We start from the raw sequence: 14,370 nt of genomic DNA, 5'->3' as shown, positions 1-14,370 counted from the left end.
TTTTCGTTAATAATTTAAGGGAAATTTAACTTTAATATTATGATTATTTTTGTCTCTTAGCTGACACGACTTCTTACAGGAACGGTTTTTGTTTTTCTATCACTAATTCACTAAATTTACGATATCAAATATATATTATGGATGATAATTTTTCACCAAGAGTAAAAGACGTTATTACTTACAGCAAGGAAGAAGCTTTGCGACTAGGACATGACTTTATAGGAACAGAACACTTAATGTTGGGTATTTTAAGAGACGGAAATGGTAAAGCAATTCAAATATTGAATAATCTGGATGTTGATTTAGACCACTTACGTAGAAAAGTGGAAATCCTTAGCCCTGCCAGTCCAAGCTTAGAAGTAAATGTTGAAAAGAAAAATCTACACTTGACAAGACAAGCAGAAAGAGCATTGAAAACTACTTTCCTGGAAGCTAAAGTATTTCAAAGCTCTTCTATTAGCACCGCACACTTGTTGTTGTGCATATTAAGAAACGAAAACGATCCAACAACCAAGCTATTGAATAAACTTAAAATTGATTATGATGTAGCTAAAGAACAATATCTAAACATGACTCCAAACGAAGAAGATTTTATAGAAAACTTGCCACGAAATGAATCGTATAATGACGATTCAGGACAAGATGACAGTCTCAAAGAAGGAACCTTTAACAATCCGGCCAATAAATCTAATAAAAAATCTAAAACACCAGTTTTAGATAATTTTGGAAGAGATTTAACCGAAATGGCTGAAGAAGGAAAACTAGACCCTGTTGTAGGACGCGAGAAAGAAATTGAACGTGTTTCTCAAATTTTGAGCCGTAGAAAAAAGAACAATCCATTACTTATTGGAGAACCTGGAGTGGGAAAATCAGCTATTGCCGAAGGTTTAGCGTTGCGAATTATTCAGAAAAAAGTATCTCGTACTTTATTCAATAAACGTGTAGTTACTTTGGATTTAGCCAGTCTGGTTGCGGGTACAAAATACCGCGGACAATTTGAAGAACGCATGAAAGCGGTAATGAATGAACTTGAAAAAAATGACGATATCATTCTTTTCATAGATGAAATTCACACTATTGTGGGTGCTGGTGGCGCAACTGGTTCACTGGATGCTTCTAACATGTTCAAACCTGCATTAGCTCGTGGAGAGATTCAATGTATTGGTGCAACAACATTAGACGAATACAGACAATACATAGAAAAAGATGGTGCATTAGAAAGACGTTTTCAAAAAATAATTGTGGAACCTACATCAGTTTCCGAAACGATTACTATTTTGAATAACATCAAAAACAAATACGAGGACCATCATAATGTTACCTACTCGCAAGAAGCAATTGAGGCGTGTGTAAAATTAACGGATAGATATATGTCTGAACGTTTCTTGCCGGACAAAGCTATAGATGCGTTAGACGAAGCAGGTTCAAGAGTCCACATTACCAATATTGAAGTTCCTAAACAAATTTTAGATCTCGAACGTCAACTAGAGGATGTTCGTGAATTGAAGAATGTTGTAGTGAAAAAACAAAAATATGAAGAGGCTGCTAAACTTCGTGATGACGAAAAACGCATTGAAAAAGACTTAGCTATCGCCCAAGAACAATGGGAAGAAGATGCTAAAAACAACCGAATTGAAGTTACAGAAGACAATGTCGCTGATGTTGTTTCGATGATGAGCGGAATTCCTGTTAATCGTATTGCACAAACAGAAAGCAATAAACTTGCTAAACTTCCAGAACTAATTGAAGGGAAAGTAATTGGACAAAAAGAAGCAGTAATGAAAATTGCTCGTTCTATTCAAAGAAATCGTGCCGGATTAAAAGATCCGAATCGTCCAATTGGCTCTTTTATATTCTTAGGACAAACTGGTGTTGGTAAAACCCAATTGGCTAAAGTTTTGGCTAAAGAATTATTCGATTCTGAAGATGCTTTGATTCGTATTGATATGAGTGAATACATGGAGAAATTTGCGATTTCTCGTTTAGTTGGAGCTCCTCCGGGATATGTAGGATATGAAGAAGGTGGTCAATTAACAGAAAAAGTTCGCAGAAAACCATATTGTGTTGTTTTATTGGATGAGATTGAAAAGGCGCATCCTGATGTTTTCAATATGCTATTGCAAGTTTTGGATGATGGCTATTTGACAGACAGTTTAGGTAGAAAAATTGATTTCAAAAACACTATAATTATCATGACTTCGAATGTTGGAGCCAGACAATTAAAAGATTTTGGACAAGGAGTAGGTTTTGGAACTGCTGCCAAAGTAGCTCAGGCTGACGATAATTCGAAAAGTATTATCGAAAACGCATTGAAAAAAACTTTTGCTCCTGAATTCCTAAATCGAATTGATGATGTAATTGTTTTCAATGCTTTGGAGAAACATGATATCGATTTGATTATCGAAATCGAATTAAAAAAATTATTTGCTCGTGTTGCGGAACTAGGCTACCAATTAAATCTTTCTGATAAAGCAAAAGCTTTTATTGCGGAAAAAGGTTTCGACAGACAATTTGGCGCAAGACCTCTTAAAAGAGCTATTCAGAAATATGTTGAAGATGCGCTTGCTGAAGAAATCATCACTTCTAAAATTAGTTCTGGAGATGAGATTTTCATGGATATTGAAGATGGCGCTCAAGAATTAACAGTACAAGTTCATAAGGCGGGAGAACCAACAAATCCATAATTATTAAACAATTATCTTGATATAAACCCGTTACGTTTTTATAACATAACGGGTTTATTCTTTACGGCAAATACCCTTTTTTTTAAAAACAAATATTTACATTTGAGTTTTAAAAAAAGATTTAATAAAATTAATATATGTCAGATAACAAAGTTATTCTAGGTAGCGAAGAATGGTGTTCTTTTCCAGAATTAGGGATTCCTACCATTAAAGCCCGAGTGGACTCGGGTGCAAAAACATCTGCTCTACATGCTATAAACATTGCTCCATTCATTAAAAATGAAAGCAACTGGGTAAAATTTGACATTAACCCGATTCAAAATAATTTAAAAACGGTAATCCATTGTGAAGCACCACTAATTGATAAACGGATTGTTAAAAGTTCCAGTGGTTTTAGAGAACAACGTTATGTAATTCAAACAAATCTTCAAATTGGAAGTTCCAAGTGGCCAATAGAAATGACGTTGACAAATCGAGATTCTATGGGTTTCAGAATGCTTTTAGGACGTGAAGCCATGAGCGGTAGAGTTCTGGTTGATCCTGAACAAAAGTATCTTTTGGGACAACCTACAACTGACACTTTAAAAGAATTATATAAAAATTCGGAAAAAGCAAGTTCTGGTTTACGAATCGGACTTTTAGCAAGTAATCCTGAATTGTACAGCAACAAGCGTATTATGGAAGCTGGTGAAATGCGTGGTCACGAAATGCACTTTCTAAACATTAAGGAATGCTACATGAAACTGGATGCAAAAACACCAGAAATTCATTATCGTGGCGGTAAAATATTAAATCAATTTGATGCCATCATACCTAGAATAAGACCTAGTATCACTTTTTACGGTTGTGCATTGACACGACAATTTGAAGCCTTAAAAGTATATTGTTTGAATTCATCAAATGCCATTACACAATCACGCGATAAATTGTATTCATTGCAATTGTTATTAAATCATGGTGTAGAAATTCCTACGACTGGTTTCGCTAATTCTCCTTTAGATACTGATGACTTGATAAAAATGGTTGGAGGTTCTCCTTTAATCGTGAAATTACTCGAAGGAACACAAGGAAAAGGAGTCGTATTAGCAGAAACAAAAAAGGCGGCAGAAAGTGTAATCAATGCATTCAAAAGCTTAAATGCCAATATATTAGTTCAAGAATTCATCAAAGAAGCTAATGGAAAAGACATTCGTTGTTTTGTTATTGATGGAAAAGTTGTTGCCGCTATTCAGCGTGAAGCAATGCCGGGCGAATTTAGAGCCAACATTCATCTTGGAGGGACAGCATCAGTTATAAAAGTAACCGCAGAGGAAAAACGTATTGCCATAAAAGCTACGAAAGCTATGGATTTGAAAGTAGCAGGTGTTGACATCATTCGTTCTTCTAAAGGGCCTTTGTTACTGGAAGTAAATTCATCACCAGGATTAGAAGGAATTGAAGGCGCTACCAATAAAGATATTGCCGGCGAAATGATCAAAGCAATTGAAAAAAACTTCAAACAAAAAACAGATTTAAAATAGCATTATGCTAACCTTTAATTTGTAAAAAACTTACCCAAGTTTTGGTTATTGTTGAATTTAAAAACAAAATAGTAAACCTAAAAAAATGAACGAGTACTTTGCTATAATTCTTCGCAGTAGTGCCGTTTATTTTTTTATGGTTATCGCTTTGCGACTTTTTGGCAAAAAAGAATTGTCTCAACTGAACACTGCTGATGTGATATTAATTCTGCTCATCAGCAACTCCGTTCAAAATGCAATGGTAGGAAATGATACCAGTTTATGGGGAGGCTTAGCCGCGGCTTCGGTCCTTTTTACTATTAATTTTATTTTAAAAAAATTAATGTTTAAATATCCTAAATTTAGCGATTTCATGCAAGAAAAACCAGAAATCCTGATACACGATGGAAATCTTGATTTTAAAACTTTAAGCAAATTAAATATCACATCTGATGAATTGAAAGAAGCGATGCGCGAACATGGAATCGAATATTTTAAAGATGTAAAACTCGCAATGTTAGAAATTGATGGAAATATCAGCATCATTTCCGGCAATCAAAATCTTAAACAAACCTATCACAAGCGCAAACACATCCACAAAAGTTTAAGCGGAATAAACTAAAGGAAATAGCAAACACAAAGTCAATTTTCGTTATTTCTATATTTAAAAAAAACACTTAATATGTCGAATATAAAACTAATTATAGAAGAACGTCCGAGTAATATTGGTAACTTTATGGTTGGGCGATTGCTTCCCTTTCGAGAAAAAAGAATGGTTGGACCTTTTGCCTTTATTGATCACATGGGACCTTCTTGCATGAGCGAATACGAAAATTTAGATGTTCCGCCGCATCCACACATTGGGCTTTCCACGCTAACCTATCTGTTTGAAGGAAGCATTATGCACAAAGACAGTTTGGGAACGGAAATGGAAATTAAACCCGGACAAATCAACTGGATGACTGCAGGAAAAGGAATCGTTCACTCAGAACGAACACCGGAGTATTTGCGAAGTTCTGATAAAATGTTGCACGGACTTCAAATTTGGGTGGCATTACCAAAAGAGCTGGAAGAAATGGAACCTTCTTTTTTTCACGTTCCTGAAAACCAAATTCCAGAATGGGAAATAGACAACATCGCTTATAAACTAATCGCGGGAGAAATACTTGGCAGAAAATCTCCTGTCCCTGTTTACAGTCCACTTTACCTCTTAGAATTAAAAAGTACCACGCCACAAACAGTAACAATTGGCGAGCATTTATTTGGCGAAAGCGCTTTGTATATTTTAGAAGGCAGCATCGAAAGTGAAGAAAATGTTTTTGGTCCAAAGCAAATTTTAATTGCCAAAGACAGCAAACTCTGTACGTTTGAAATGGCCGCAAACACGACTATTTATATTTTTGGAGGAGAACCCTTCCCAGAAGAACGAACTATCTACTGGAATTTTGTGGCTTCAACCAAAGAATTGATTGAGCAAGCCAAAGAAAAATGGTTGGCACAAACGTTTGATAGAGTTCCTGGTGAAACTGAATTTGTTCCACTTCCGGAGCAAATTAAAAAACAATAAATATGAATAATATCACAGCAAATATTGGCACTGAACTGTACAAAACGGAAATAGAATCAGAAACAAATTTGATTATTTCTGATGAACCTAAAAGTAGCGGAGGGCAAGATTTAGGCTTTGCGCCAAATGAATTATTGGCATCCTCATTAGCAGCTTGTACAGCAATCACTTTGCGCATGTATGCGAATAGAAAAGGTTGGGAATTAACCGATGTTAAAGTTGTAGTAAGTTTTGAAACAGACTCTTTGGAAAACAAATTCAAAATAGTTCGCGATATTCAATTACTTGGAAATTTAGATGAGGATCAACAGGCGCGATTATTAATCATTGCCAATAAATGTCCGATACACAAAATTTTAACCAATCCTATTGAAATAACTACCGCATTAAATTAGAAAGCCATGACAATAGAACATTTCAACGAAACAAAAAACGGTCATTTTAAAGCAATTGCTAATGAAATTGAAGCCGGAAAAATGATCTATACTTGGGCAGGAACAGATAAGTTTATTATTGACCATACCGAAGTAAACCCTGATTTTGCCGGACAAAGTGTGGGTAAAAAAATGGTCTTGGAAGCCGTACAATACGCAAGAGAAAACAATCTTAAAATTTTGCCTCTATGTCCTTTTGCGAAAAGCGTATTTGATAAAACTAAAGAAATACAAGATCTATTGTTTTAAAAAATAGAAATTTTAGAGCATAAAAAAACCATTCTGAGAATGGTTTTTTTTTATGAATATTATTTTAGCATTAAATAAAAATACTGAAAATATAATAAATTATTGCTGCTAATATTGCTGAAATTGGAATAGTTAAAACCCAAGCCCATAATAAACTTACGGTCATTCCCCATCGTACGGCTGAAACTCTTTTAGTAAGTCCAACACCAATGATAGATCCAGTAATTGTATGCGTTGTACTTACAGGAACTTTAAAATGCTCTGTAAAATATAAGGTCAATGCTCCTGCAGTTTCTGCTGCAACACCTTCGAAAGAAGTTACTTTTGTAATTTTAGAACCCATTGTTTTTACAATTTTCCAACCACCACTCAAAGTACCTGCAGCAATTGCAGAGTAACATGCTAGTGGAATCCAATCTGGCATTTTGAAAGCTCCATTTTCATCCGGAAGGACAACATCTAACCAATCCGGTAAACTTTCCTGTGCGATACCACTAGTTTGAATATAAACGGTAACAGCAGCAGCTATAATACCCATAACTTTTTGGGAGTCATTTCCACCATGCCCTAAACTAAAAGCAGCTGATGACAATAATTGCATTTTCTTTAACCAATATGTTGACTGATGTAGATTTAGACTACTAAAAATCAAACAAAAAGAACTTATTGACAATACAATAAATGCAACTAAAAACCACTTTATATTGTGTGATTCAAAAACAACACTCCAAAGATGGGAGTCGAAACGTGGTTTCTTGATTTCATCAAAGTATATCATTTGACTTTCTACAAACCAAATAGTTAACAGCATTAATCCAACTGTAAAGATTTTAGGATAGATACTTCTTTTAGAAGCATTAAGAAGCCAAATAGAGATTAGATACGACATTAAAGCACCAATTAAAGGAGCCAAAACAATAAAGGCAATAATGATTAAAACCCCAGAAGGGAATCCACCATTTTTTCCTGCGGTATACCAGTTTACAGTATCATACCAATATGCGGTATGAACTTCTGTTCCTTCGATTACTGCATATCCAAAAAAACCATGGACTGCAATAGCGTGTGCAATGGCTGCTCCAGCGAATCCTCCAATTAGAGTATGTGAAGAACTGGATGGAATCCCTTGCCACCATGTGAACAAATTCCAAATAATTGCAGCTATAACTCCAGCAAGGATTACAACTAAATCAATTTCTAAAGTATTGGCAGTTTTTGCCACAGTATCTGCGACCCCAAAACCAAAAACCCAATAGGCCAAAAAGTTAAAAAAAGCTGCCCAGACAACTGCTTGAAACGGACTTAATACTTTTGTGGCAACAACTGTTGCTATAGCATTAGCAGCGTCATGAAAACCATTGATGTAATCAAAGATCAAAGCCAGTACTATAATAACTATAAGTAGAGTAAATTCCATAAATTATAATTTCAGAATAAAACTGATTGAATTAAGAATGTTTTACAGAAATAGATTCTAGTACACCTGCTACGCTCTTACACTTATCAGTTGCTGTTTCTAAAACTGACAATACTTCTTTGTACTTGATAATATTTTTTGCATCTGTTTCATTTTCGAATAAATCAAGTACTGCTTTATCATAAACATTATCTGATTTATTTTCCAACTTATTAATTCGAAGACAAGCATCAGTAATATTCTTCATTTTTTTCAAATCTCTCAATTCTCTTACCGCCACATCAATATTTTGACAAGCCTCAAGATTAATTTCGGTCAATTTTCTGATAGATTTTGTAATTTTATCCACTTGATACAAACGCATTCTACTCGCAGCACCATGAAGATTACCCGCTACATTGTCTATTGAAGTTATTAATGAATAAATATCCTCTCTATCAAACGGAGTAATAAAATTTCTACTCAACTCAAGATTGGTTTGACGGGTTATATCCTCCCCTTTTTGCTCTAAAACATCGATTTTCTGAAAAAGAACTTCACGCTCTTTCAAAGGAAGGTTTACAGCTTCATGCAAATTTGTAGCAATTTCAATTAAATTACTTGATGCTTGTTCAAAAAGCGGAAAGAACTTTTTATCTTTAGGAACCAAAAATTGGAAAAAATTATTTATATTCATTTCATTAAAATTTAGTCCGGCAAAATTACTTCATTATTCACCGCTAATGTTAAGCTAACATTAACAAATCGTTTTCTATTTGAAAAGTGTTCAAAAAAGAAACCGTCTTTTCAATATCATAATGCAATATTCGGTCTTCTTTAATCAAAGGAACTTCTTCGCGATATGCATTTAAAAACATTTCAATAAAATCACTCGATTTCAGTGGCCGTCTGTATTCAATCGCTTGCGAAGCATTCATTAATTCGATTGCCAAAATGCGTTCCAAATTATCCAAAATACGTAATGCTTTCGTAGCGGCATTGGCACCCATACTGACATGATCTTCCTGCCCGTTACTGGAAACAATACTGTCCACACTGGCGGGAGTTGCTAGTTGTTTATTTTGGCTGGCGATACTGGCAGCGGTATATTGTGGAATCATCAAACCCGAATTCAAACCTGGATTATCTACTAAAAATGCCGGAAGATTTCTAGTTCCTGAAATCAATTGATACGTTCTTCGCTCCGAAATACTTCCCAATTCAGCCAAAGCTATAGCCATAAAATCTAAGGCTAAAGCCAAAGGTTGTCCGTGAAAATTCCCTCCGGAAATGATTTGGTCACTTTCAATAAAAATATTAGGATTATCCGTAACTGAATTAATTTCAGTCTTAAACACTTTTTTCACATAATCAATTGCATCTTTTGAAGCGCCATGTACTTGAGGCATGCATCGGAACGAATAAGGATCCTGAACGTGATTTTTTGCCTGTTCGATAATCTCGCTTCCCTCTAAAAATCCTTTTATGCGGTTTGCCGTAACAATTTGTCCCTTATGAGGTCGTATAAAGTGGATTAACTCATTAAAAGGTTCTATTCTTCCGTCAAATCCTTCGAGAGAAATGGTTCCTATTAAATCCGCTAAATAAGAAAATTTGCTAACTTTCATTAAAATATGCGCGCCATACGCACTCATAAATTGCGTTCCGTTCAACAGAGCTAATCCTTCTTTTGATTGCAAAACAATCGGTTCCCAATTAAAATGTTTCAAAACTTCGCTCGAATGCACTTTTTTGCCTTCAAAATATACTTCTCCTTCGCCTAATAGCGGCAACGATAAATGCGCCAAAGGAGCCAAATCTCCCGAAGCTCCCAGTGAACCTTGTGTATAAATTACCGGCAGAATGTCATTATTATAAAAGGCAATCAATCGTTCGACCGTTTGCAATTGAATTCCTGAATGTCCATAACTGAGCGACTGGATTTTAAGCAACAACATCAGTTTCACAATTTCAGTTGGCACTTCTTCGCCTGTCCCGCAAGAATGTGATTTCACTAAGTTCTCTTGCAATTTTGACAAGTTCTCATTAGATATCTTAACATTACAAAGCGACCCAAAACCTGTATTTATACCGTAAATAGGATCTGAATGCGAAGCCATTTTTTTGTCTAAATAATCACGGCATTTTTGAATATTTATTTTCGCCTCATCAGACAAAGCCAATAATTTGTGGTGAGAAACAATTTCAGCTAATGTTTCCAGGCTAAGCAGTTCAGTACTAATATAATGCGTATTATCCATTTTGATAGTGTTTAAAAGGTAAAATTGAATAAATCTTTATAATTACACAACAATTATTGATAATAATTTAAATTTAATAGTTAAACAAAACCAAAAAATAGATTTCATGCAAATATTCTTATACACCTACAAAACACTAATTTTTAATAGTCACTTTTCACGGTCTTTTTAGAAACCAAAATGAGAGTACAAACTAATAAACTGATTTTGCCTGTTTTGAAAGTAATTAGAGGTGAAATTCATGCTTTCAATTCAATAAAAAAGATACTTGCGCGCTAAAGCAATTTGAAAAATTTGCTGATTTCTACGAATAGCTTCATCATAGACTTGATAAATCACACAATATTTCATAATCATCAAATAGCATCGGATATTTTCAAATATTCGCAAAAACACAATTAAAGGCGCTATTTTTTATAAAAAACTGTACTTTTGGAACATCAAAATGGTAAACAATAAAGCTACATATCACTCTTCGATAACAACTCAAATCTGGGTTGGCACTGCTGTTACGTTTACTACAACAACTACAACTACCCCTTTGGGGTAAATTTTCAACATATAATCCTATTATTATATTTTTTTCGGAAGAAAGAAAGTTCTTGGGTATATAATAAACATTGCATTTTCAAAAAAACAACACACACCATTAAATCGTCTGCAACAACTAAATAGCGATTTATCATTACATTAAAATAACTTGATATGAAAGTATTAAAATTTGGCGGAACTTCCGTTGCCAATGCACAAAATATAAAACTGGTTTTAGCTATAGTTAGCGATAAAGCACGAGAAGAAAAATTAATTGTTGTCGTTTCCGCTTTCAGCAAAATCACTGATTTACTTCAACTTGCTTCGCAAAAAGCAGCTGCCGGAGATGAAAGTTTCAAAGATATTCTTGCCGAAATCGAGAAAAAACATTTAGACGCCTTAAAAGAACTAATTCCTGTCAGCGAACAAAGCAGTCTTTTGAGCCACATCAAAAGAATCGTCAATCACCTGGAAACCTTATTGGATGGATGTTATCTTTTGGGTGAATTATCATCTAGAACTTCGGATACAATTTTGAGTTTTGGTGAATTGTTGTCTTCGTATATCATCGCAGAAGCTTTAAAACAAAACCTAAAAAACAGCAGTTATAAAGACAGCCGTGAATTGATAAAAACCAATAATCATTTTGGGAAAGCTGTCGTGAATTTTGATGTTTCCAATGAATTAATTGTAGACTTTTTTGCTTCTAATGAAAATCAGGTAGTTGTTATGCCCGGATTTATTGCTGCTTCGCTTGACGGAATCAACACAACTTTAGGACGCGGAGGATCGGATTATACTGCCGCTATTCTTGCAGGCGCTCTTGACGCCAGTGATTTGGAAATTTGGACTGACGTCAACGGAATGTTTACTGCCAATCCAAAAATTGTAAAACAAGCCCAACCTATAGCTTACATTTCGTATCAAGAAGCGATGGAGTTATCTCATTTTGGTGCCAAAGTTTTATATCCGCCAACAATCCAACCGGTATTGAGAAAGAATATTCCAATTCTAATCAAAAATACTTTTGAACCAGCAGCTGAAGGAACGTATATTTCCAATCAGGTTTTTGCACAATCCAATCCTGTAAAAGGAATCACACACATTGATGCAATCACATTGATTACGCTTGAAGGCTCCGGAATGATTGGTGTTTCCGGTTCTTCCAAAAGGCTTTTTGAAGTATTGTCCAATAAAAACATTAACGTAATTTTCATTACTCAAGCCTCATCCGAACATTCTATTTGTATCGGAATTCTAAATTCGGATGCTGATGTGGCGGAAGATTCCATTAATAAAGCGTTTGAAGTAGAAATTTCACAAAATAAAGTAGAACCTTGTATCGTTGAAAAAAACCTGTGCATCATTGCTTTGGTGGGCGAAAACATGAAAAATCATCAAGGTTTGAGCGGAAGAATGTTCAGCACTTTAGGTAAAAACAACGTCAACATCCGAGCGATTGCGCAAGGTGCTTCCGAAAGAAATATTTCGGCAGTAATCAACGAAAGAGATGTAAAAAAAGCATTAAATACATTACACGAAAACTTTTTCGAGGAAAATACAAAACAATTAAACCTATTTGTAATGGGTGTTGGAAATGTGGGAGAAAAATTCATCGAGCAAATTCACCAACAAAAGAAATTCCTAAAAGAAAATCTAAAAATAAACTTGCGTGTTATTGCATTGTCTAATTCCCGAAAAATGTATTTCGATGAAGATGGAATCTCATTAAAAGAATGGCAGTTTTTACTGGAAACAGGAGAACCTGCGGATAAAGAACAGTTTATTAATAATGTAAAACAACTCAATTTACGCAACAGTATTTTTGTGGATATTACTGCAAATGAAAGCGTGTCTAAAACCTACGAACAGTTTTTAAAAAGAAATATTGCCGTAGTGACTTGCAACAAAATTGCCTGCGCCTCCGAATATGATAATTATAAAAAACTGAAAAAATTATCGCAACAATTTAATGCTCCTTTTCTTTTTGAAACGAATGTGGGAGCTGGATTACCAATCATCGATACCGTAAAAAATCTGGTTGCTTCGGGCGATAAAATCAATAAAATTCAAGCCGTTTTATCTGGAAGTCTGAACTTTATCTTTAATAATTTCGATGAAAACAACACTTTTCATAATGTCGTTAAAGAAGCTGGTGTACAAGGATTTACAGAGCCGGATCCAAAGATAGATTTGAGCGGAATTGACGTTGCTAGAAAGATATTAATCTTGATTCGTGAAAGTGGTTACAAAATGGAAATCGATGAAATCACAAACGAATCTTTCATGCCTGCTGAATGTTTGGATACTACTTCAAACGAAGCGTTTTTCGAATCCTTACAAACACATGCAGCTCATTTTGAAACTATTTATAATGAAGCGTTGAGTAAAGAATCTCGTTTGAAATACGTAGCGCAATTCGAAAATGGAAAAGCAAATGTTGGTTTAAGATTCATCCCTAAAGACCATCCGTTTTACAATTTAGAAGGAAAAGACAACATTGTATTATTCTTCACCGATCGTTATGTGGACCAACCTTTATTGATAAAAGGTGCTGGCGCCGGAGCTGCAGTTACAGCTTCCGGAATTTTTGCTGATGTGATTAGAATTGGAAACATATAAAAATAGTTTAAAGTTTTCTTTGTTTAGAGTTTCAAGTTCAAAAACTGGCAACAACTTTAAACTTTAAACCTGAAACAAAACAACATGAACGAAATAAAAATATTTTGCCCCGCCACAATCGCCAATCTTTCCTGCGGATTTGATGTCCTTGGGCTGTGTTTAGAAACTGCCGGTGACGAAATGATTATTCGGAAATCAGATGTAAAAGGGATTCGCATCACTAAAATTGTGGGTGCCGACCTGCCTTTGGAAACCGAAAAAAATGTTGCCGGAGTATCCGCTTTGGCGATGTTGGAAGCGGTAGAAACCGAATTTGGATTCGAAATCGAAATCTACAAAAACATCAAAGCCGGAAGCGGAATTGGAAGCAGTGCCGCAAGTTCAGCCGGAGCTGTTTTTGGAATTAATGAATTACTGGGACGACCATTTACCCGAAAAGAGTTGGTTTTATTTGCTATGCAAGGCGAAAAACTAGCCAGTGGAAACGCCCATGCCGATAACGTTGCTCCTGCCCTTTTGGGTGGTTTTACGTTGGTGAGAAGTTCGAATCCTTTGGACATTATCAAAATAGAAAGTCCATCAGAATTGTACGCCACCGTGGTTCATCCACAAATTGAGTTGAAAACTTCCGATGCGCGTTCCGTATTGAAACAAACTGTTTCCTTGAAGAGTGCGATTACGCAATGGGGAAATGTGGGCGGATTAATCGCTGGATTATACACTAAAGATTACGATTTAATAGGACGTTCGTTGCATGATGAAATCGTGGAACCGTTGCGAAGTGTTTTAATTCCCGGATTTGATTTAATCAAGAAAACAGCCTATGAAAATGGCGCTTTAGGCTCTGGGATTTCGGGTTCCGGTCCTTCAATTTTTGCTTTGAGCAAAGGAAAGGAGACCGCGGATAAAATCGCAAAAGCCATGAGCGCCGTGTACGACGAAATGAATTTACCGTACGAAATTCACGTTTCTAAGGTGAATGATGAGGGGATGAAAATAGTATCCCCCTAACCCCGAAGGGGGAATAAAAGGAATACGATTATTGATTTTAAAATTACAACAACACACTCTGAATCCAGTTTCTTGTCCCTTCCCTTTGGGGAGGGTTGGGTTAGGATTCTACAATT

General features: G+C 35.3%; 11 protein-coding genes. 8 read left to right on the top strand and 3 right to left on the bottom strand.

Going from position 1 to position 14,370, the window contains the following annotated elements; all coding sequences use genetic code 11:
* Positions 1 to 137: 137 nt before the first annotated feature.
* The 6 genes from DR980_RS09940 (at position 138) to DR980_RS09915 (ending at position 6,433) form a co-directional block, all read left to right on the top strand.
* Positions 138 to 2,684, top strand: coding sequence for an ATP-dependent Clp protease ATP-binding subunit (locus DR980_RS09940; RefSeq protein WP_113635627.1), 2,547 nt, complete (start codon positions 138 to 140; stop codon positions 2,682 to 2,684).
* Between the two features lie 137 nt (positions 2,685 to 2,821).
* A complete protein-coding gene (gene rimK / locus DR980_RS09935) occupies positions 2,822 to 4,204 on the top strand; it encodes a 30S ribosomal protein S6--L-glutamate ligase (RefSeq protein ID WP_113635625.1) in 1,383 nt (460 codons plus the stop codon).
* An 85-nt stretch (positions 4,205 to 4,289) separates the two neighbouring features.
* Positions 4,290 to 4,805: a DUF421 domain-containing protein gene (locus DR980_RS09930; RefSeq protein ID WP_113635623.1), complete on the top strand. Its 516-nt coding sequence runs from the start codon at positions 4,290 to 4,292 to the stop codon at positions 4,803 to 4,805.
* A gap of 60 nt (positions 4,806 to 4,865) precedes the next feature.
* Positions 4,866 to 5,750, top strand: a complete 885-nt coding sequence (locus tag DR980_RS09925) for a pirin family protein (protein WP_113635621.1) — start codon at positions 4,866 to 4,868, stop codon at positions 5,748 to 5,750.
* A 2-nt stretch (positions 5,751 to 5,752) separates the two neighbouring features.
* Complete coding sequence (locus tag DR980_RS09920) at positions 5,753 to 6,145, top strand: OsmC family protein (protein ID WP_113635620.1); 393 nt, start codon at positions 5,753 to 5,755, stop codon at positions 6,143 to 6,145.
* A gap of 6 nt (positions 6,146 to 6,151) precedes the next feature.
* Positions 6,152 to 6,433, top strand: coding sequence for a GNAT family N-acetyltransferase (locus DR980_RS09915; RefSeq protein WP_113635618.1), 282 nt, complete (start codon positions 6,152 to 6,154; stop codon positions 6,431 to 6,433).
* Between the two features lie 70 nt (positions 6,434 to 6,503).
* Here DR980_RS09915 and DR980_RS09910 read toward each other — a convergent pair whose 3' ends face one another.
* Genes DR980_RS09910 through hutH form a run of 3 tightly spaced genes read right to left on the bottom strand, consistent with a single transcriptional unit; the run spans position 6,504 to position 10,090 of the window.
* On the bottom strand, positions 6,504 to 7,850 hold the full coding sequence (locus DR980_RS09910; RefSeq protein ID WP_113635616.1) for an inorganic phosphate transporter: 1,347 nt from the start codon (positions 7,848 to 7,850) through the stop codon (positions 6,504 to 6,506).
* Between the two features lie 31 nt (positions 7,851 to 7,881).
* Entirely contained in the window at positions 7,882 to 8,526 is a 645-nt protein-coding gene (locus DR980_RS09905; RefSeq protein ID WP_113635614.1) for a DUF47 domain-containing protein, read from the bottom strand.
* A 49-nt stretch (positions 8,527 to 8,575) separates the two neighbouring features.
* Positions 8,576 to 10,090, bottom strand: a complete 1,515-nt coding sequence (hutH, locus tag DR980_RS09900) for a histidine ammonia-lyase (protein ID WP_113635612.1) — start codon at positions 10,088 to 10,090, stop codon at positions 8,576 to 8,578.
* A gap of 705 nt (positions 10,091 to 10,795) precedes the next feature.
* Between hutH and thrA the strand changes: the two genes are divergently transcribed.
* Together thrA and DR980_RS09890 are read left to right on the top strand one after the other, a co-directional pair.
* Positions 10,796 to 13,243: a bifunctional aspartate kinase/homoserine dehydrogenase I gene (thrA, locus tag DR980_RS09895; protein ID WP_113635610.1), complete on the top strand. Its 2,448-nt coding sequence runs from the start codon at positions 10,796 to 10,798 to the stop codon at positions 13,241 to 13,243.
* An 84-nt stretch (positions 13,244 to 13,327) separates the two neighbouring features.
* Entirely contained in the window at positions 13,328 to 14,254 is a 927-nt protein-coding gene (locus DR980_RS09890) for a homoserine kinase (RefSeq protein WP_113635608.1), read from the top strand.
* The last annotated feature ends 116 nt before the right edge of the window (positions 14,255 to 14,370 follow it).

This window comes from Flavobacterium psychrolimnae (genome assembly GCF_003312425.1).
GTDB classification, from domain to species: Bacteria; Bacteroidota; Bacteroidia; order Flavobacteriales; family Flavobacteriaceae; genus Flavobacterium; species Flavobacterium psychrolimnae.
This window is presented reverse-complemented; position numbering and strand designations above follow the sequence as displayed.

Bases quoted from the DNA above. Each gene is read 5' to 3' on its own strand.
- DR980_RS09940 (WP_113635627.1), top strand. From the start codon at position 138: ATGGATGATAATTTTTCACCAAGAGTAAAAGACGTTATTACTTACAGC.
- rimK (WP_113635625.1), top strand. From the start codon at position 2,822: ATGTCAGATAACAAAGTTATTCTAGGTAGCGAAGAATGGTGTTCTTTT.
- DR980_RS09930 (WP_113635623.1), top strand. From the start codon at position 4,290: ATGAACGAGTACTTTGCTATAATTCTTCGCAGTAGTGCCGTTTATTTT.
- DR980_RS09925 (WP_113635621.1), top strand. From the start codon at position 4,866: ATGTCGAATATAAAACTAATTATAGAAGAACGTCCGAGTAATATTGGT.
- DR980_RS09920 (WP_113635620.1), top strand. From the start codon at position 5,753: ATGAATAATATCACAGCAAATATTGGCACTGAACTGTACAAAACGGAA.
- DR980_RS09915 (WP_113635618.1), top strand. From the start codon at position 6,152: ATGACAATAGAACATTTCAACGAAACAAAAAACGGTCATTTTAAAGCA.
- DR980_RS09910 (WP_113635616.1), bottom strand. From the start codon at position 7,850: ATGGAATTTACTCTACTTATAGTTATTATAGTACTGGCTTTGATCTTT.
- DR980_RS09905 (WP_113635614.1), bottom strand. From the start codon at position 8,526: ATGAATATAAATAATTTTTTCCAATTTTTGGTTCCTAAAGATAAAAAG.
- hutH (WP_113635612.1), bottom strand. From the start codon at position 10,090: ATGGATAATACGCATTATATTAGTACTGAACTGCTTAGCCTGGAAACA.
- thrA (WP_113635610.1), top strand. From the start codon at position 10,796: ATGAAAGTATTAAAATTTGGCGGAACTTCCGTTGCCAATGCACAAAAT.
- DR980_RS09890 (WP_113635608.1), top strand. From the start codon at position 13,328: ATGAACGAAATAAAAATATTTTGCCCCGCCACAATCGCCAATCTTTCC.